Source organism: Streptosporangium fragile, from assembly GCF_039534445.1.
GTDB classification, from domain to species: Bacteria; Actinomycetota; Actinomycetes; order Streptosporangiales; family Streptosporangiaceae; genus Streptosporangium; species Streptosporangium fragile.
Genome location: NZ_BAAAVI010000028.1, coordinates 1 through 18,166, shown reverse-complemented (window position 1 = coordinate 18,166; position 18,166 = coordinate 1). Strand labels below are relative to the sequence as shown.

The 18,166-nt window shown below is 70.7% G+C and carries 18 protein-coding genes; 10 read left to right on the top strand and 8 right to left on the bottom strand.

The genetic code is table 11. The annotated features are described in order from the left end of the window. Positions 1-9 precede the first annotated feature (9 nt). The 5 genes from ABD841_RS19890 to ABD841_RS19870 all read right to left on the bottom strand — a co-directional run bounded on the left by ABD841_RS19890 (position 10) and on the right by ABD841_RS19870 (position 3,879). Positions 10-438: a roadblock/LC7 domain-containing protein gene (locus tag ABD841_RS19890; protein ID WP_344973691.1), complete on the bottom strand. Its 429-nt coding sequence runs from the start codon at positions 436-438 to the stop codon at positions 10-12. A 10-nt stretch (positions 439-448) separates the two neighbouring features. After that, entirely contained in the window at positions 449-1,477 is a 1,029-nt protein-coding gene (locus ABD841_RS19885; RefSeq protein ID WP_344973689.1) for a hypothetical protein, read from the bottom strand. 3 nt (positions 1,478-1,480) lie between these two features. Then, positions 1,481-1,861 (bottom strand): roadblock/LC7 domain-containing protein, encoded by a 381-nt coding sequence (locus ABD841_RS19880; protein ID WP_344973687.1) that lies wholly within the window; start codon positions 1,859-1,861, stop codon positions 1,481-1,483. A gap of 154 nt (positions 1,862-2,015) precedes the next feature. After that, positions 2,016-3,227: a DUF4032 domain-containing protein gene (locus ABD841_RS19875; RefSeq protein WP_344973684.1), complete on the bottom strand. Its 1,212-nt coding sequence runs from the start codon at positions 3,225-3,227 to the stop codon at positions 2,016-2,018. 4 nt (positions 3,228-3,231) lie between these two features. After that, the gene (locus tag ABD841_RS19870; protein ID WP_344973681.1) at positions 3,232-3,879 is read right to left on the bottom strand and encodes a class II aldolase/adducin family protein; all 648 of its coding nucleotides are present in this window, start codon (positions 3,877-3,879) and stop codon (positions 3,232-3,234) included. Between the two features lie 326 nt (positions 3,880-4,205). Here ABD841_RS19870 and ngcE point away from each other — a divergent pair, with 326 nt between their 5' ends. The 6 genes from ngcE (at position 4,206) to ABD841_RS19840 (ending at position 9,260) form a co-directional block, all read left to right on the top strand. Next, entirely contained in the window at positions 4,206-5,660 is a 1,455-nt protein-coding gene (gene ngcE, locus ABD841_RS19865) for an N-acetylglucosamine/diacetylchitobiose ABC transporter substrate-binding protein (protein WP_344973679.1), read from the top strand. 6 nt (positions 5,661-5,666) lie between these two features. Further along, positions 5,667-6,578 carry a carbohydrate ABC transporter permease gene (locus ABD841_RS19860; protein ID WP_344973676.1) on the top strand — a complete coding sequence of 304 codons (912 nt, stop codon included), beginning with the start codon at positions 5,667-5,669 and terminating at the stop codon, positions 6,576-6,578. Next, positions 6,578-7,486 (top strand): carbohydrate ABC transporter permease, encoded by a 909-nt coding sequence (locus ABD841_RS19855; RefSeq protein ID WP_344973674.1) that lies wholly within the window; start codon positions 6,578-6,580, stop codon positions 7,484-7,486. The genes ABD841_RS19860 and ABD841_RS19855 overlap by 1 nt, the downstream gene beginning before the upstream one ends. A 109-nt stretch (positions 7,487-7,595) precedes the next feature. After that, on the top strand, positions 7,596-8,198 hold the full coding sequence (locus ABD841_RS19850; RefSeq protein WP_344973672.1) for a hypothetical protein: 603 nt from the start codon (positions 7,596-7,598) through the stop codon (positions 8,196-8,198). Beyond that, positions 8,185-8,484, top strand: a complete 300-nt coding sequence (locus ABD841_RS19845; protein ID WP_344973670.1) for a 4a-hydroxytetrahydrobiopterin dehydratase — start codon at positions 8,185-8,187, stop codon at positions 8,482-8,484. Before ABD841_RS19850 ends, ABD841_RS19845 begins: the two co-directional genes overlap by 14 nt. A gap of 191 nt (positions 8,485-8,675) precedes the next feature. Then, on the top strand, positions 8,676-9,260 hold the full coding sequence (locus ABD841_RS19840) for a superoxide dismutase family protein (protein WP_344973668.1): 585 nt from the start codon (positions 8,676-8,678) through the stop codon (positions 9,258-9,260). Between the two features lie 21 nt (positions 9,261-9,281). Here the strand turns inward: ABD841_RS19840 and ABD841_RS19835 are convergent, their stop codons facing one another. Together ABD841_RS19835 and ABD841_RS19830 are read right to left on the bottom strand one after the other, a co-directional pair. Continuing rightward, the gene (locus ABD841_RS19835) at positions 9,282-10,268 is read right to left on the bottom strand and encodes a pirin family protein (protein WP_344973666.1); all 987 of its coding nucleotides are present in this window, start codon (positions 10,266-10,268) and stop codon (positions 9,282-9,284) included. A gap of 324 nt (positions 10,269-10,592) precedes the next feature. After that, positions 10,593-11,960 carry a serine hydrolase gene (locus tag ABD841_RS19830; protein ID WP_344973664.1) on the bottom strand — a complete coding sequence of 456 codons (1,368 nt, stop codon included), beginning with the start codon at positions 11,958-11,960 and terminating at the stop codon, positions 10,593-10,595. Positions 11,961-12,147: 187 nt separating this feature from the next. On the opposite strand from ABD841_RS19830, the gene ABD841_RS19825 reads away from it, so the two are divergent. Continuing rightward, the gene (locus tag ABD841_RS19825; protein WP_344973662.1) at positions 12,148-13,920 is read left to right on the top strand and encodes a sensor histidine kinase; all 1,773 of its coding nucleotides are present in this window, start codon (positions 12,148-12,150) and stop codon (positions 13,918-13,920) included. A gap of 100 nt (positions 13,921-14,020) precedes the next feature. Here the strand turns inward: ABD841_RS19825 and ABD841_RS19820 are convergent, their stop codons facing one another. Beyond that, positions 14,021-14,869, bottom strand: coding sequence for a spermidine synthase (locus ABD841_RS19820; RefSeq protein WP_344973661.1), 849 nt, complete (start codon positions 14,867-14,869; stop codon positions 14,021-14,023). A gap of 154 nt (positions 14,870-15,023) precedes the next feature. On the opposite strand from ABD841_RS19820, the gene trhA reads away from it, so the two are divergent. The 3 genes from trhA to lat all read left to right on the top strand — a co-directional run bounded on the left by trhA (position 15,024) and on the right by lat (position 17,875). Then, a complete protein-coding gene (gene trhA, locus ABD841_RS19815) occupies positions 15,024-15,692 on the top strand; it encodes a PAQR family membrane homeostasis protein TrhA (protein WP_344973658.1) in 669 nt (222 codons plus the stop codon). Positions 15,693-15,883: 191 nt separating this feature from the next. Then, positions 15,884-16,441 (top strand): HdeD family acid-resistance protein, encoded by a 558-nt coding sequence (locus tag ABD841_RS19810; protein ID WP_344973655.1) that lies wholly within the window; start codon positions 15,884-15,886, stop codon positions 16,439-16,441. A gap of 132 nt (positions 16,442-16,573) precedes the next feature. Then, positions 16,574-17,875 carry an L-lysine 6-transaminase gene (gene lat / locus ABD841_RS19805; RefSeq protein WP_344973652.1) on the top strand — a complete coding sequence of 434 codons (1,302 nt, stop codon included), beginning with the start codon at positions 16,574-16,576 and terminating at the stop codon, positions 17,873-17,875. Positions 17,876-18,166: the final 291 nt, after the last annotated feature.

Below are 18,166 nucleotides of genomic sequence, written 5' to 3'. Positions count from 1 at the left end.
TGCCTCCGGTCACTGTGTCATCGAGATGCGGGACGTGATGGCGGCCAGCCTGGCCGCCGTCTTGCGGCCCTCCAGCCGGAGCAGCCCCAGGTTGGTCCCGGGGCGTGCGAGGACTGTGAGGACGATCTTGGGCCCGGCGGCGTAGCAGGCCGCGTAGCCGTTGGTTCCGGAGATCAGCGTCTCCTCGAAGGCGCCCTTGCCGGCCATGCCCGTCATCCGGCGGCTGAGGGCCAGCAGCGCCGAGGAGAGCGCGCCGATCTGCTCGCTGTCGTCTTTCAGGTCGTCGGCTATCGTCAGGCCGTCGACGCTGCACACGACGCTGCCGTCCACATCGGGTATGCGCTCCCGGAGCAGCGCCAGCTCGCGGCGCACCTCCTCACGCAGCTCCACCGGCATCCTCCTTCCGATCAGCTTCAGCGTCCGCAGCCTTATCGGCATCGGACCAGGCTCACGTGAGTGCCTCCAATGCGTTCCTGAGCCGGATGAGCAGGTTCACGTCGGTCGGATCCCCGGTCGCCCGGGGGAACCGGTCCGTCCGTACCGGAGAGCCCGTCCCGGCGTCCGGGAACTCCGTGGCGCCCCTCGTCCGCCTGGGCAGCGGATCCGCCACGGCGGACGCGGCCGGGGCGGGACCGGCGGGCGTGGCGGGGGGGACGGTCGTCGCCCGCGCGGCGCCCCGGCCGTCCGGACGGTCCGGCGCGGGCTCCGCCCGGCCGTCGGAGGTGCCCGGGTCGTCCGGCGCGGGGTTCGCTCGGCCGTCGGGGGCGCCCAAGTCGTCCGGGTCGTCCGGCGCGGGCTCCGCGCCGCTCTCCGGGGCGGGGCGCGGAACGCGGAGCAGGCCGCAGGACGCGAGCTGGCGCACGGCGAGCAGCACCGAGTAGGCCGGGCGGCCCAGCCTGCGCGCCAGGTCCACGGGGGTGGCGGAGGAGTCGGCACAGACCAGCACCTCCCACTGGAGCGAGGTCAGCACCACCCGCTGGGCGGTGATCCGCCGCAGCGGGACGACGGGGGACGTGTCCAGTTCCGCGGACGGCCAGGCCTGTTCCAACCGGGTCTCCCTTCGCCTGCACTCCCGGAGCAGCCCGGTCACCTCGAAGTACCACTGGGGTCCGAGCCAGTGCCGCTCTCCGGGCCGGAACCGGGGCCGGTGCCCGGCCGAGCCGAACAGGAAGAACGCGGCGTCCAGCACCGCGCTCAGCACGCAGAACTCCAGCTCGCCCCTGGTGAGCGCGCCCTGGCGGACCAGCAGCTCGCCCCCCGGCGTCTCCTCGGTGGTGGCCTGCCTGGCCTGCCGCACCGTGTGGGCGGGGATGCCGCGGCCGGCGGTCAGCAGGTCCTCCACCCGGGGCGCCGTCGCGCTCTCGGCGTACGTCACACGACCGCCGGTGAGGTAGAGGATCCCGGCCTTGCCGAGACTCAGCGAGCCGGTGGCGTGGTCGGCGGCGAGCCCGTTGAGGATGATCTCGACGCTCGGCATGGTTCACGTCGTTATCGGACGGTCGGAAAGGGCCTGCAGGCGGTGGCGTGCCAGGGCCAGATTCGAGCGTTCCAGATCAAGCCGGACATAAATCACTAATGGGCCGTCAAACACGGTGTCCATCGGCTTCAGCAAATGGTAGCCGCCGTCCGTTGTAATGATCATGTCGTTGATCCGGACTGTTCCGCCGGGGGAGGCGACGGCGAGCCCGTCCAGGGTCGCGCGCAGGGTCTCGCTCAGACCCGCGGCCGACTTCTCCGCGTCCAGAAGGCGGCCCCCGCCGCCCGTCGCCACGGCGGTCCCGCTGGTCTGATCGATGAGGATCGCGTCCAGCGCGCCGGGGATGGCCATCACCTCAGTGAGGCAGTCTTCGATTCCGAGCACGGGTTCTCCCTCGCCGCCGGCTTTCAGCGTGTCGCTGGGCCAGCGTAGGGAAAACCCTCAGGAATCCTTCCTCTTCGCCATGGCTCGGGCGGAAACCGGGAGAAGTTTCATCAACCAGATAGAAGAATGTACACCCCGGATGGGAATCGGCTCATTAGTCCTCGGCGATGAGCGCCTTTTCGTCCGGCTTGAAAACAAGGACGTTCTTCACGTAGGACTCCACCGCGGCGGGCAGGCCGACGTCGTTCCCGGCCTTCTCCGACATGAACCATCGGTGGTCGAGCACCTCGTGGAAGAACTGCGCCGGTTCCAGCTTGCCGCGCAGCTCCTCGGGGACGGCGTCCACCGTCGGATGGAAGACCTCGGCCAGCCACCGGTGCGCGACGATGGCCTCGTCCTCGTGGCGCAGGCCGCGCGAGACCCGGAAGGAGTCGAGGTCGTTGAGCAACCGCCTGGCCTGGTTCTCCTCCACGTCCAGGCCGGTGAGCCGGAGCAGCCTGCGCTGGTGGTGGCCGGCGTCCACGACCTTGGGACGGACGATCAGCCGCCCGGTGCCCGCCTTGCGGCGGACCATCATCTCGGCGACGTCGAAGCCGAGCGAGTTCAGCCGGCGGATCCGCTGGTCGATGATGTGCCAGTCGACCTCCTCGATGATGTCGTCGGAGGTGAGCTCGGTCCAGAGCCGGTGGTAACGCGCGCAGACGGAGTCGGCGATCTGCTCGGGGTCGATGGAGGGGTGCAGCAGCCCACCGGCCTCCAGGTCGAGCATCTCGCCGAAGATGTTGGTGTGCGCCACCTCGATGTCGTACAGGCGCTGGCCCTCGCTGATCATGGGATGCAGCTCGCCGGTCTCGGCGTCCACCAGGTAGGCGGCGAAGGAGCCCGCGTCCCGGCGGAACAGGACGTTCGACAGCGAGCAGTCGCCCCAGTAGAAGCCGTTCAGGTGCAGCCGGACCAGCAGCACGGCCAGCGCGTCGAGCAGCCGGTTGAGCGTGTCGGGCCGGACCGTCCCCGACATGACCGCCCGGTAGGGCAGGGAGAACTGCAGGTGCTGGGTGATGAGCGCGGAGTCGAGCGGCTCGCCGGCCGCGTCGGTCCGGCCGGTGACCACGGCCACCGGCTCGACGGAGGGGGTGTCCAGCCGGCTCAGGTCCCACAGCAGGCGGTACTCCCGTTTGGCGTAGTACTCGCTGATCTCCTTGATCGCGTAGACCTTGCCGGAGAGCCGGGCGAAGCGCACCACGTGCCGGGAGATGCCGCGGGGCAGGGAGACCAGGCGGTGCTCCGGCCACTGCTCCAGCGGGACGTCCCACGGCAGGCGGAGCAGGTCCGGGTCGCTCGGGGTGCCGGTGAGCTGAAGGGGCATCGGATCAATCCTCCCGACGGGGGAACACCGGCGGGTGGAGGGCCCGCTGGACGACTGCGGCGAGCTGCTCCTCGGTGAGCACCCGGGGTTCGCCGACCCCCTTGGCGCGTACGTAGACCTCGCAGAGCCACTCCAGCAGCCTGGTGGCCTCGAACGCGCTGTCCAGGTCGTGGCCGATCGTGACCCCGCCGTGGTTGGCGAGCAGCGCGGCGCGCCGGTCCTTCAACGCGGCCCGTACGGCGGCGGCGAGTTCGGGCGTGCCGTAGGTGGCGTACTCGGCCACCCTGACCGTCCCGCCCAGCAGCAGCGCGGTGTAGTGGACGGGCGGCAGCTCGGCCATGGTGGTGGCGACCACGGTGCCGAACGTGGAGTGGGTGTGCACCACGGCACTCGCGCCGGTGGCCGTGTAGACCGCAAGGTGCATGGGGGTCTCGGAGGAGGGCTGCAGGTCGCCCTCGACGAGACGGCCGTCGACGTCGACGACCGGGCAGGACTCGGGCTCCAGCCGTTCCAGGGAGACGCCGCTGGGCGTGACCGCGACCAGGTCGCCGGAGCGCACGCTCAGATTCCCCGCGGTCCCGACGACCAGACCGAGCGCGGCGGCCCGACGGCCGTAATCACACAGCAGCCGACGCTGCTCCGCCAGCAACATGTCCATAAAAGTAGGGGCTTGCGGTATCCGGCGGCAAACTTCATTATCTGGTCTAGACCGGCTCTCGCCCTCCGAGGGCAAGGAGGTGCGCGTTCCATACTCCGGCGAGGGTGAGACGTCAATCCCCCTTGGGGGAGACGAGGTTATTCATGCCGATATATCACAGGATTGTGGTTCTTGGTGTTTGGTTGCTACCGGATGTGTCGCGGGGACATCACGGCTCGGTCTAGACCGGCCGCGGCCTCTTGACGGTGGGCTCCGGGGATACGTACCTTCGGGCAAACCTTTAGGAAACTTTCCTATTTATCCCCGCCCAGGAGGGTTGCATGTCCAACTCGGCCGGTACGCCCGGAGACATCACTCGGCGGCAGATGCTCCGCCGGATCGGCATGACCGCCCTGGTCGCCGGCCCCGGAGCCGGGCTGCTCAGCGCCTGCGCCGTCGGGGGCTCCCCCGCTCCCGCGGCCTCCTCCCCGGCCACCCCTTCGGGCGGCGCGATCTCCGCGGCGAACCCGTTCGGCGTCGCCGCCGACGCGCCGCTGGAGGTCGTCATCTTCAAGGGCGGCCTCGGCGACAGCTACGCCCTCGAGGTGCACGAGCCGCTGTACAACAAGAAGTTCCCGCAGGCGAAGATCAAGCACGTCGCCACCCAGCAGATCGCGCAGACCCTGCAGCCGCGCTTCGCCGGCGGCGACGTCCCCGACATGATCGCCAACTCCGGCACCAACCTCATGGACAACGGCGCGCTCCAGCAGGAGGGCCAGCTCCTGGACCTCACCGAGCTGTGGGACGCCCCCTCCATCGACGACCCGAGCAAGAAGGTACGCGACACGGTCGCGCCGGGCACCGTCGAGTCGGGCTACATCGACGGCAAGCCGTACCTGATGAACTACGTCTTCTCCGCGTACGGCCTCTGGTACGACTCCGCGCTCTTCCAGGAGAAGGGCTGGACCCCGCCGAAGACCTTCGAGGAGTTCAAGACCTTCGCCGAGACGGCCAAGTCCGCCGGCATCACCCCGTTCGCGTACGCGGGCAAGAACGCCGCCTACTACGCGTACTGGATGATCCTCATCTCCGCCGCGAAGATCGAGGGCAACCAGTTCCTGATCGACGTCGACAACCTGGTCGACGGCGTCTGGCAGCGCGACTCGATGAAGCAGTCCGCCGCCGCCTGGGCCGAGATCGGCAAGTACATGGACAAGTCCTTCGAGGGGCTGATCCACACCGAGGTGCAGATCCGGCAGAACCAGGGCAAGATCGCCCTCTACCCGTCGGGTTCCTGGCTGGAGAACGAGCAGAAGAGCCAGACCCCCAAGGAGTTCAAGTACGCCCTGGCGCCCACCCCCAGCGTCACCGCCGCCGACAAGATGCCCTACGAGGCCATCCGCGCCGTCGCCGGGGAGGCGTACATCGTCCCGTCCAAGGCCAAGAACCCCAAGGGCGGCCTGGAGTACCTGCGCATCATGCTCTCCAAGGAGGGCGCCCGCGGCTTCACCGAGAAGTCCGGCAACATCACCGTGGTGACCGGCGCCGCCGACGGCCTGGAGCTGTCACCCGGCAACGCGAGCGTCAACGCCGCGCAGAACGCGGCCGGGGAGAACATCGTCACCTACAGCAGCTTCGAGAACTGGTACAAGGAGTTCGAGACCGAGCTGCGCAAGCAGACCAACGCGTTGATGTTCGGCCGCATCTCCGCCGACGAGTTCTGCGCCAAGATGCAGGCCGCCGCGGACAAGACCAAGGCCGACTCCTCCATCACCAAGCAGAACCGGACGGTGTAGCCGACCATGCGGCACGGCAGGTATCCGTTCGTCGTCGGCTTTCTCGCCGCGCCGGTGCTCCTCTACGTGGTCTTCGTGATCAGCCCGTACCTCCAGGCGTTCTACATCGCGCTGACCGACTGGAAGGGTCTCTCGGCGACCCCCCGGTTCGTCGGCCTGGAGAACTTCACCAGGCTCCTCGACAACGAGGCATTCTGGGCCGCGGTGCGCCACCACGGTGTCCTGCTGCTTGCCATGCCGCTGGCGACCATCGTGATCGCGCTGCTCTTCGCCTTCCTCCTCAACGTGGGCGGCGGGCAGCGGGGCGGCCGGATGACCGGGGTCCGGGGTTCGAAGGTCTACCGCGTGATCTTCTTCATGCCCCAGGTCCTGGCCGTGGCCGTGGTCGGCGCGCTCTTCCAGGCGATCTACCGCCCGGACGAGACCGGCGTCGTCAACGGCCTGCTGGCCAAGGTCGGGATCGAACCGGTCGGCTGGCTGATCGATCCGGACCTCGCCCTCTGGTCGATCATCGGCGTGATGGTCTGGCAGGGCGTCGGCTTCTACGTCGTGCTCTTCTCCGCGGGCATGTCGTCCATCCCCAAGGACGTCTTCGAAGCCGCCGCGCTCGACGGCGCGGGCCGGTTCACCCTGTTCTTCCGGATCACCCTGCCGCTGCTGTGGGACACCCTGCAGGTCGCCTGGGTCTACCTGGGCATCGCCGCCTTCGACGGCTTCGCCCTGGTCCAGGTGCTCTCCGTCAACCTCGGCGGCCCCGACAACGCCACCACGGTGCTCCCACTGGAGATCTGGCGCACCGCGTTCGGCCCCTTCAGGTTCGGCTACGCGTCGGCGATGGGCGTGGCGCTGTTCTTCATGACCATCACGTTCGCGGCGCTCACCCTGCGCGTGACCCGGCGCGAGAGGATCGAGTTCTGATGGCCACGGACACGGAACCCAAGGCCGCCGTCCGCGCCCCGGCCGCCGCGCGCGGACCGCGCAGGAGACCGGGGGACACGCCGGGGGTCTTCGGCACCCTGTCCCACCTCGCGCTGCTGGTCTGGGCGATCCTGATCATCGGCCCGATCCTGTGGACGTTCCTCGCCTCCTTCAAGACCAACACCGAGATCTTCGGCGACCCCATCACGCTGCCCGCCTCCTTCGGCTGGGACGCCTGGGGGTGGGCCTGGGAGAAGGCACGCATCGGGCGGTACATGCTGAACACCATCTTCGTGGTGGCGTGCAGCACGGCCGGGACCATGCTGCTGGGGTCGATGGCCGCCTACGTGCTGGCCCGCTACAGCTTCCCCGGCAACCGGGCGATCTACCTCCTGTTCGTCTCGGGCATGACCTTCCCCGTCTTCCTCGCGCTGGTCCCGCTGTTCCTCGTGGTGCGCAACCTCGGCCTGATCGACACCCACCTCGGCGTGATCCTGGTCTACATCGCGTACTCGCTGCCGTTCACCGTCTTCTTCCTCACGGCGTTCTTCAGGACGCTGCCCACCTCGGTGGCCGAGGCGGCGATGATAGACGGCTGCTCACACACCCGGACGTTCTTCCAGGTCATGATGCCGATGGCCAAGCCCGGCCTGGTCAGCATCACGATCTTCAACGTGCTGGGCCAGTGGAACCAGTACCTGCTGCCGCTCGTGCTGCTCACCGGCAACGTCGAGGACAGGTGGCTGATCACCCAGGGCGTCGCCAACATCTCCGTCAGCGCCGGGCACGAGGCCAACTGGCCGGGCCTGTTCGCCGCGCTGAGCATGACCATCATCCCGGTCATGATCGTCTACATCGTCTTCCAGCGCCAGATCCAGTCGGGCCTCACCTCCGGCGCCGTCAAGTGACCGGATCCGGCCAAACGACCGGATCCGGCGAGTAATCCCGGGAGGGGCGTCGGGAGTCGTTCATATTCGGAAAACGACTCCTGCCCCCCTCCCACGGAGAAACCGATCCATGGCCCACCCCGACCAGGCTTTCCCCTTCCCGTTCTTCGGCGCGGGGGAGGCCAGTTACTACATGTGGGCCGAGGTGCACGTGCGCTTCGGCCGGCAGCCCACGACCTCCCAGCGCGCGGTCATCGTGAACACCGTTCCCGCCCCGCTGCGCGGGTCGGTCGACTGGTGCGAGGGGCGCCAGCTCATGGTGACCAGCGGTCTGTTCCTGCACGGCGCGCTGGTGCGCGCCTACCCCCTCGCCGAGGGGGAGCGCGACCGGATCGGTGACGACGGCTGGCTGTACGCCGCCCCCTCCCGGGTCGCCGCCCTCAACGCCGACATCGAGGCCTGGCTGCTGGGGATCCACCGGGAGTGCCCGGTCCTGGCCGCCTACCGGGCCGAAGACCCCGACAGCGGGGGCACCCGCCTGTCGGCCTGGCACGAGTGGAGCCTCGGCCGCCTGCCGGACCTGCTGCCGGAGCTGGAGCCGCTCCTGGAGGCGGGCGGCCACGCCACGTCGATGGCCCAGGGCATCCTGGCCATGGCCCGACGCGCCGGAAGCCTGTCCGGGCTTGGCGCCTTCGCCGGGAACATGCTCTCCTGGACCGATGGACCTGCTTGACGACTCCGCGGTGGAGCAGAGGCTCGCCACCGTTCCCGCATGGCGGCGCGAGGGCGACGAGATCCGCCGCACGATCACCGCGGCCGACTTCCCGACCGCGATCCGCATCGTGGACGAGATCGCGGTCGAGGCCGAGAAACTCAACCACCATCCCGACATCGACATCCGCTGGAGGACCCTGCACCTGGCGCTGACCACGCACGACGCCGGCGGCCTGACCGAGATGGACTTCAGGCTGGCCGCCCGCATCGAAGAGATCGCCGCGCGGGCGCCTCTCGCCCCGTGACAGGGATCGCCGCCCGCCCCGGAGGCCGGGGCGGGCGGCCTGACCGTGCGCCGCCCGGGGCGGCCGGCACGACCTCCCCGCCCTCGGCCGACTGCCGCATCCGGCCGAGAACGGTGAACACCATGCGTGATCAGTCGATTACTCGCTAAGGTGGGCGCTGCTCTTGTCCGGCCCGGTCGAGGAGATCGCCGATGCGCAGCACCCTGGGAGTTCTCGCCGTCGCCGTCGTCGCCCTGCTCGGCACGGGCTGCGGCGGGCGGGCCGTCGCCTCGCACCCGGCCGGGCACACCCCCGGCCCTTCGGTCACCGCCGGCGTCCGCCTCGCCGGGGGCGGCACACTCGCCCCGCCCGCACCGCGCGCCGCCGCGATCGTCTACGACACCGCGCTGGTGCCCGCCGGTGCCGCGGTCCGGGTCACGGCCGAGTCGGGGGCGGTGCTCGCCGCCTCCACGGTCACCGTCAGCGGCATGCTCCCCCACCGCACGTACGGGGTGCACCTGCACGTCAACCCGTGCGGCCGCACGCCGGACGACGCCGGGCCGCACTATCGGCAGTCCCACTCCCACACCCACGCGAGCGCCGAGACCGAGGTCTGGCTCGACGTCACCACCGACGCCGGTGGCGGCGGCACCGCCACCGCCACCCAGGACTGGGCGTTCCAGCCCGGCCGGCCGCCCCGCTCCCTGGTGATCCACGCCGAGCCCACCCGCACCTCCGGCGCGGAGGCCGGCAGCGCGGGCCCCCGTGTCGCCTGCGTCACCCTGACCGAGCGCTGACCGCCGGCCGCGGGCGCCGGGTCAGGCGTGCCCGGCGGGGATGGTGCCGAGGCGGCCCGCCTGGTAGTCCTCGAACGCCTTGACGAGTTCCTCGTGGGTGTTCATCACGAACGGCCCGTAGTGCGCGACCGGCTCGCCGATCGGACGGCCGCCGAGCACGATGACCTCCATGTTGGGGCTCCGGCTCTCCTGCGTCCCGGCCGCGGCCAGGGTGATGGCCTCGCCGTCGGTGCCCAGGCCGGGCAGGGTGCCGAAGCCGTCGAAGACGGCCAGCTGACCCGACTCGATCGGCTGCCGGTCGGTGCCGACGCTGCCGCGCCCGGACAGGACGTACGCGAGCGCGTTGAAGTCCTTGCGCCAGGGGAGCGTGAGCTGGGAGCCGGGGCTCAGGGAGGCGTGCAGCAGGGTGATCGGCGTCCTGGTGGCGCCGGGGCCGGCGAACTCGCCGACCTGGCCCGCGATCAGCCGGACCAGCGCCCCGCCGTCGTCGCTGCTGAGCAGGACGACGTTGCTCCTGCCGATGTCCTGATACTTCGGCGCGACCATCTTCTCGCTGCTCGGCAGGTTGACCCAGAGCTGGATCCCGTGGAACAGGCCGCCCTTCTGCACCAGCCACTCCGGAGGGGCCTCCTTGTGGAGGATGCCACCGCCGGCCGTCATCCACTGGGTGTCACCGTCGGAGATCGTGCCGCCGCCGCCGTGGGAGTCGGCGTGGTCGATCACGCCGTCGATCATGTAGGTGACGGTCTCGAAGCCCCGGTGCGGGTGCCAGGGGGTGCCCTTGGGCTCACCCGGCGCGTACTCCACCTCGCCCATCTGGTCCATCATGATGAACGGGTCGAGGTACTGAGGCTTGATCGTCGCCAGTGCCTTGCGGACCGGGAAGCCTTCTCCCTCGAATCCGCTGGGGGCGGTGGTGACGGCCAGCACCTGGCGTTCCCGGGTCGCGTTCAGCGGCCGGGGGAGCCGGGGCAGGGTCAGCGGGTTTTCCACGGTCACGGCTGGCATCTTCGGTTCCTTCCTGCGATGTTCGCCGGGGACAACTCAGTTTATATTTCAACTATTCCATGACGGACGAGGCCGCGGCAACGGATGTGCCACGGCCTCGTCGGCGGGGTCCGGCCCGGAGACCGCGAGTGGGTACGCTCGCGGTCGCCGCCGTCTCTGTTTCGCGGTGGTCCCGGTGAACCGGCCTGCGGTCGTCCCGTCTGCCCCGGCGTCACCGGGACGGGTTCGCGGTCGCCCTGTCTGTTCCGCGGCTTCGGGACGGCCCCGGGGGCGTCCCGTCTGCCCCGGGGGGAGGGCACCGGGACGGACCCGCGGTCGTCACACCTACTTCCCGGTGGCCAGGGCAAACCCGCCCCGGCTCAGCGAGATCAGCTCGGGGGCGGCCTTCGACTCGTCGATCGCCTTGGCGGGGTCGTTCGTCAGCACGGTGACGACGTAGGTCTTCCCCTTCGAGGAGCGGGCGAAGTACGACATGTCCAGCACCCCGAGCTCGGAGCCGCCCTTGGCCCACACCTTCGGCCACTTCTTGCGGTCGAGGCCGATGCTCAGGTCGTTGACCGACATGGCCCCGTGGACCCCCTTGTCGTCCAGCTTCGCCAGCCCGGCGTAGGCGCGGCAGACGTCGCGCGGCGAGCCGAACCACTCCAGGGTGCCGATCTCGCGGGGCTTCTCCCAGGGCTTGATGTCCTCCAGGGCCTGCTTGGCGACGGTCTCCTCCAGGTACGCGCGCTTGCCGGCGGTGTCGAGGCCCAGGTAGGTCCTGGCCTGCTCGGGGTGGTTCACGCCCTTGAGCAGGAACAGCTCGCGGGTGGTGAGGAAGGGGATGTTGAGCTTGTCGTGTCCCGACCAGCGGCGCATCGTGGTCTCCACGGCCTCGCGGCCGACCGTGCGGATGAGGAGGTCGGTGGCGGTGTTGTCGCTGATCGAGATCATCAGCCGGGCGGCCTCGCGGACCGTGGTGGTGCTGTTGTCGGGCCGGCTGTTCAGCCCGCCCTCGCCCGCGCTCCGCCACTCGGGCTTGATCTCGAGCTTGGTGTCCCAGCTCAGCTCGCCGGCGCGGACCTTCTCGGCCACGGCGCCCAGCACGTAGAGCTTGAAGATCGAGCCCAGCGGCTGGACCTTGTCCCGCCCCACGGCGTGCACCACCTTGCACTGACCGCCGGCGCCGATCTCGGCGACCAGGAAGCCCACGTTGGGAGCCGTCTTGCGCAGGCGGGCGTCGAGCTCCTTCCAGCTCTTCGGCGGGGCGGGCACCTCGATCTCCGGGGGCATCACGCCGAGCAGGTTGATCTTCCCTGCGCCGTCCACGCCGAGCTGGATCAGGAACTCCTCCCCGCTGATCGTCCCGGTGCCCGCCAGCGCGGTGGGCGTCACCTTGGTGAGCTTCTCCAGCCGGAGCCCGGCCACCTGCTGCAGGAAGTCGTTGAGGCCCTGGGCCGTCAGATCCTTCAGGTAGTCGGCGTTGAAGTGCTCCCGCAGCTCACTCTCCGCGAGCGGGGCCCGCTCCGGGGCCGCCAGGAACCAGCGCAGCTGCCGGCCGGCGGGGCTGTCCGGGATCTCCGGCGCGGCCGAGACCGTCGGTGCCGCCACGGCCGCGGCGGGGACGGCCGCCGCGGGCAGCGCGACCGCCGGGACGGCCGCCGCCGCGAGGGCGAGGGCGAGCAGACGCTTCGATCGGAACGGCAACCGCATGGAAGTCTCCTTGGTAGAGGGGGTTCGAGGGATCGGCCGCCTTCCCGGCGTCCTTGATCCGAAACTAGGCGCGGCCCCCGTGACGGACCACCCGGCCGTCCTCCGTTCTGCGGGGTGCGGCAAACTGCACCCGGTGTGCGGACAACCTCATGGACGACGGGTACCGGAGCGGGTCACCCTGCCCTTCATGTCCTCCCTCACGGTGTCCACGGCCCGGGCCCACGCGCTGGCCGCCTCGATCGCCGGCGTGACCGCGGCCGGGATCGTCACGGGCTCCCTGCTGGAGACCGGCCTGCCCGCGCCGTTCAGCCAGTGGCTGTTCATCGTGGTGTGCCTGGCCCTGCCGGCGCTCGGCTGGCTCATCGCCGCCAAGCGACCGGACAACCTCTACGGCTGGCTGCTGCTGGCCACCGGTCTCTGCCTGGGCCTCGGCGGCCTCGGCACAGGCCTGTTGCTCTCGGGCGTCGCCCAGGGCCCGCCGGCCGTCCTCGCCACCCTCATGGCCTCCCTGTTCACCGTGTTCTACGGGCTGACCTGGGTCTTCGTCCCCCTGCTCTTTCCCGACGGCCGGTTGCCCTCGCGGCGCTGGCGGGTCGGCGTCTGGATCGCCGTCGTGGCGATCACCGTTCACTGGCTGGGCGTCCTGCTGGGGCCCGACGCGGTCTACCTGCCGGTCTTCCGCCGCGGCAACCCGCTGGGGCTCGACGGTGCGGCCGGCCTGCTGATCTCGGCCCTCGGCGGGCTCGGTCAGGTGACGACCTTCCTGGTGGCGGTGGCGGTGCTGGTCTCCCTCGTCCTGCGCTGGCGGCGCGGCGCCCCCGCCGAGCGCCGCCTGCTCCGCTGGATGATCGTCGGGTCGGCGGGCACGGTGGGCGGGTTCATGGCGCTGACGTTCGTCGGGCACTCGACCGCGGGGGCGCTGGTCGCCCTGGTCACCGGGATCGCCTCGCTGCCCGGGGGGATCGCGGCGGCGGTGTTCCGGCACAACCTCCTCGACGTCCGGGTGGGCATCCGGGGCTCCCGGCTCTTCCTCGTCTTCGACCTGCGCCCGACCGTGGACGAGCTGCTGACGGAGCTCGGCCCGGCCCTGGAGGAGGCGGAGCCGGTGGAGCAGCTCGGCCGGCTGGCCGGCGCGGTGCGGGCCGGCCTGGAGACCCGGTGGGCGGCCGTCGAGCTCGCGGACGGCACCCGGGTGGTGGCCGGGAAGGAGGAGGGTGAGGCCGCCCTCACCGTCCCGGCCGGGCTGGGGCGCATCGCGTGCGGCCCCCGGACCGCCGGGCGTTTCACCGCCGAGGACCGCAGGCTGCTCGGCGCGCTCGCGGTGCCGATCGGGCTGGCGATCCAGAGCGCGGCGCTGGCGGGCCGGCTGGTCAACGCGCAGGAGGTCGAGCGGCGCCGGATCGAGCGCAACATCCACGACGGCGTCCAGCAGCAGCTCGTCGCGCTGATCGCGGGGCTGGAACTGGCCCGCGCCACCGGCGGCGGGGCCGACAGCCTGGCGCTGCTGCGCGAGCAGGCCCGGCAGACCCTCACCGACCTGCGGGAGCTCGCGGCGGGCATCCACCCGTCCGTGCTCGCCCAGGGCGGGCTGGCCGAGGCGGTCGAGGAGCGCTGCTCGCGGCTGCCGGTGGCCACGACCGTGATCGTCGACCCGGGGCTCCGTTCGCGGCGCTTCCGCGACGAGATCGAGGGGGCGCTGTACTTCACGGTCAGCGAGGCCGTCGCCAACGCGCTCAAGCACGCCGCGGCGTCCCGGATCGAGGTACGGCTGACCGAGGCCGACGGGCGGCTGCGGGTCGCGGTCTCGGACGACGGCAGGGGCTTCGCCCCGGCCGCGACCGTCCGCGGCGGCCTGGGCCCGCTGGCCGACCGGCTGGCCGCTCTCGGCGGCGGCCTCGACGTCGCCTCCGCGCCCGGCGCGGGCACGCGGGTCCGCGCCTGGGTGCCGGCCGCGCCGTGACCGGTGGCGCACCGGCCTGGGCCGGCACGCCGGCGAGACGGCGGTCGCCGACGGCACCCGGCACCCGGAGGCCGGCCGTCGCCCGCGGCGGCGTCGTGTCTCAGCCGAAGACCGCGGGGGGTGGGACGGGGATGACCACGGCGTCCCCGTCGTTCAGCGGGCGGGCACCGGCGATGAAGCGGACGAGGTCCTCGCCGTACAGGCAGCGGGCCTGGGTGAGACCGCCCGCCGCTCTGCGGGTCAGGCCGGTCAGCGGCAGCGGCGCCCGGGAGGCGACGACGATGAGGTTGCCGAAGCGGCGTCCCCGCAGCACGCCGGGCTCGGCGAGCAGGGCCGCCTGGGGGAAGGTCCCGCGGACGGTGGCGAGCACCCTGCGGGTGAAGGCCAGGCCCTTGCCGTCGGCGACGTTGATCAGCAGGGTCCCTGCCGGGCGCAGCACGCGGGCGACGTCCCCCATGTACTCGGAGGTGGCCAGTTCGACCGGCATCGTGGCGCCGCTGAAGGCGTCCAGCACCAGCAGGTCGGCCGAGGCGTCGGCGAGCCCGGCGGTGGCGGTACGGCCGTCGAGGATCCTGACCTTGAGCCGCGGCACCGACTTCAGCCGGAGCTGGTCCCTGACGAGCTGGACCAGGCCGCCGTCGGGCTCGGCGACGAGCTGCCGGGACCCGGGCCGGGTCGCCGCCACGTACCGGGGCAGGGTGCAGGCGCAGCCGCCCACGTGCACGGCGTCCAGCGGCCCCTCGTCGAGGAGGTCGATGACGTCGGCCATCAGCTGCACGTACTCGAAATCGAGGTAGGTGGGGTCGTCGAGGTCCACGTACGACTGGGGCACGCCGTCCTTGGAGACCACCCAGCCGGAGGACCGGTCGAGGTCCTGCAGGAGGTCGACCTCGCCGAAGGTCACCGGGTAGCGGCCCGGCATCGGTTCCTGCGGTTCCCGCCTGACCATCGCCCTGATCCTCTTCTTTCCGACGCGCGCACCGGGGAAGTCCCCTCAGGGAAACCGTACGCGCAGCGGGACGGTCCCCGTTCCCGCCACCACCGGAAGGAGCATGGGGACGGACCGCAACCTACGAACCAGTAGGTTACGGTACCGTAGGTTTATGACCACGTCCGTCACCAACAGGCTCGCGGAGACCGTCAAACCCCGCCTCCGCGGCTGGCTGCACGCCGGAACGCTGCCCGTGGCGCTCGTCGCGGGGTTCGTCCTCGTCGCGCTCGGCCCGACCCTGCAGGCGCGGCTCGCCGCCGCGGTCTACGCGATCACCTCCGGCCTGCTCTTCGGCATCTCGGCCACCTATCACCGGGGCATGCTCTCGCCACGGCTGGAGCGGCTCCTCCGCCGCCTCGACCACGCCAACATCTACCTGATCATCGCGGGCACCTACACCCCGTTCGCGCTGCTGGCCCTGGACGGTCCGGCCGGCACGGTGGTGCTCGGTGTGATCTGGACCGGGGCGATCGCCGGGGTGCTGTTCCGGGTGGTGTGGACCGGCGCGCCCCGGTGGCTGTCGACCGCGCTCTACATCATCCTGGGCTGGACGGCCGTCTTCGTGCTGCCCCAGCTGATGGAGGGCGCGGGGGTGGCCGCGGTAGTCCTGGTCTTCGTCGGCGGCCTTCTCTACACGGCCGGCGGGGTCGTGTACGCCATGCGTCGCCCCGACCCCGCTCCCCGCTGGTTCGGCTTCCACGAGGTCTTCCACGCCTTCACCGTCGCCGCCTACGTGGTCCAGTACGTGGCGGTGTCCCTGGTCGTCTACGCGGCGGCGTGAGGAGCGGTGCCCCCGGCGCCGTGTACGGTCATCCCGAATCTCGCCGGGGGCGGACTTACGAAGGAGAAACGCCCTCTTTCTGGCAATTTTTCTGCTTTTTAGTAGAGGGTTCGATTTGACCTTTTCGTGGTCTCGGGCTGGCGATCCTCCGGAAATGAATCGGTCACGCAAGGAGGAAAGGGGGGCAGAACATGAGAGAGCTGACCCAAACCTGGTGGGTGTATCTGGTCCGGGGCGCGTGCGCGATCCTGTTCGGCCTGCTGGCCATCGTCTGGCCGGACATCACGCTCTACGCCCTGGTCGTCGTCTTCGGCGCCTTCGCCATCGTCAACGGTGTCTTCTCGCTGTTCAACGCGGGCCGGGGAGGGTCACGGGGCTGGATGATCGTCTCCGGCATCGTGGGCATCCTGACCGGCCTCGTGGTCTTCCTCTGGCCGGGGATCACCGCGCTGGTCCTGCTGTTCTTCATCGCGGGCTGGGCCATCGCCACCGGCCTCCTGGAAATCGTGGCGGCGATCCGGCTGCGCAAGGTGATGGAGGGCGAGTGGACGTTCATCGTCAGCGGTGTGCTGTCGGTGCTGTTCGGCATCCTGCTGCTGGCCTGGCCGGGGGCCGGTGCGCTCGCCGTCGTCTGGCTCATCGGCACGATGGCCATCGTGTACGGCATCGCCCTGCTGGCACTGGCGTTCCGCCTGCGGGGTCTCGGGCTGCCCAGAACCGGCGCGGGTCCCACGCCTCACGCCGCTTGATCGCCAGGCGGCCAGGCGGCCAGGCGGCCAGGCGCCGAAAAATATTCACAATAACCGGGCTGTAAGCGTAATATATTCGTGTAGAAGCAGCTGTTGCGGGGGATCATTTCCCCTACTCGCTGTGGAGGGGACATGGACGTGCACGGCCGCCTCGCTCGTCATCTGCTCGTCGACGGTTACCGGCTGGTGCTGGACCTGGAGCGGAGCAGGGGCTCCCGGCTCGTCGACGCGCGTACCGGCCGCGACTACCTCGACTTCTACACCTTCTTCGCCTCCGCGCCGCTCGGCGTGAACCCGTTCGACGACGACCCGGAGTTCCTGGCGCTGCTCGGCAGGGTCGCCGCCAACAAGCCCGCCAACTCCGACCTCTACACCGGGCACCTCGCCGACTTCGTCGAGACGTTCGTCCGGGTGCTCGGCGATCCCGAGCTGCCGCACCTGTTCTTCGTGGAGGGCGGCGCCCTCGCCGTGGAGAACGCGCTGAAGTGCGCCTTCGACTGGAAGAGCCGCCGCAACGCCGCGGCCGGCCGGTCCCCGCAGCTCGGCACCAAGGTGCTCCACCTCACCCGCGCCTTCCACGGGCGCAGCGGCTACACCCTCTCGCTGACCAACACCGATCCGATCAAGACCGACCGCTTCCCCAAGTTCGACTGGCCCAGGATCGAGGTCCCGGCGATCCACTTCGGCGATGTCGAGGCCGCCGAGGAACGGTCCCTGGCCGCCGCGCGCGCGGCGTTCGAGCGCCACCCGCACGACATCGCCTGCTTCATCGCCGAACCCATCCAGGGGGAGGGCGGGGACAACCACATGCGGGCGGAGTTCCTGCTCGCGATGGAGCGGCTCTGCCACGAGTACGACGCGCTCCTCATCATGGACGAGGTGCAGACCGGCGCCGGGACCACGGGCACCCCGTGGGCGTACCAGCAGCTGGGCGTGCGTCCCGATGTCGTGGCCTTCGCCAAGAAGGTCCAGGTGGGCGGTGTGATGGCCGGGCGCAGGGTCGACGAAGTGCCCGGCAACGTCTTCCAAGCCAGTGGCAGGATCAACTCCACCTGGGGCGGCGGGCTGGTCGACATGGTCCGCTCGCGCCGGATGCTGGAGATCGTGGAGCGCGACGGTCTGATCCCGCGGGCGGGCAGGCTGGGCGCCGAGCTTCTCGACGGCCTGGTGGAGATCCAGCGGCGCTTCCCCGGCCTGGTCGAGAACGCCCGGGGGCGCGGCCTGATGTGTGCCTTCGACCTGCCGGACGCCGTGGAGCGCGACCTGCTGGTGGCCCGGCTCAGAGAGGACGAGGGCGTGCTGGTCCTGCCGTGCGGCGAGCGGTCGGTACGGCTGCGCCCGGCGCTGTCGGTCACCTCCGACGAGCTGACGGAGGGTCTCTCCGCCATCGCCCGCGCCCTGGAGACGTTCCGTGACCTGCGCCTGTCGGCCTAGTACCGCTCTGTCAGGCGATCAGGGCGGTCGTCGGGAGCAGGCCGGGCAGCGGCCGTTCCAGGTGGCCGGGAGTATCCGGAGCTCCTCGGCGGACGACTCCGGCCACCGCCGGACATGGGCGAGCTGCCCGGGGGGCGCACCCACATCGCATCACCACGTCCCGAAACCGCCCGGCCATCACCGGCTGACCTGACAGAGCACTACCGGCCACCTGGCGGAGCACCGGTAGAGGCCGACTTTGGAGAGTGGCTGTAGACCGCTAGGACAGGTCCGGCCCCATGATCGGCCATG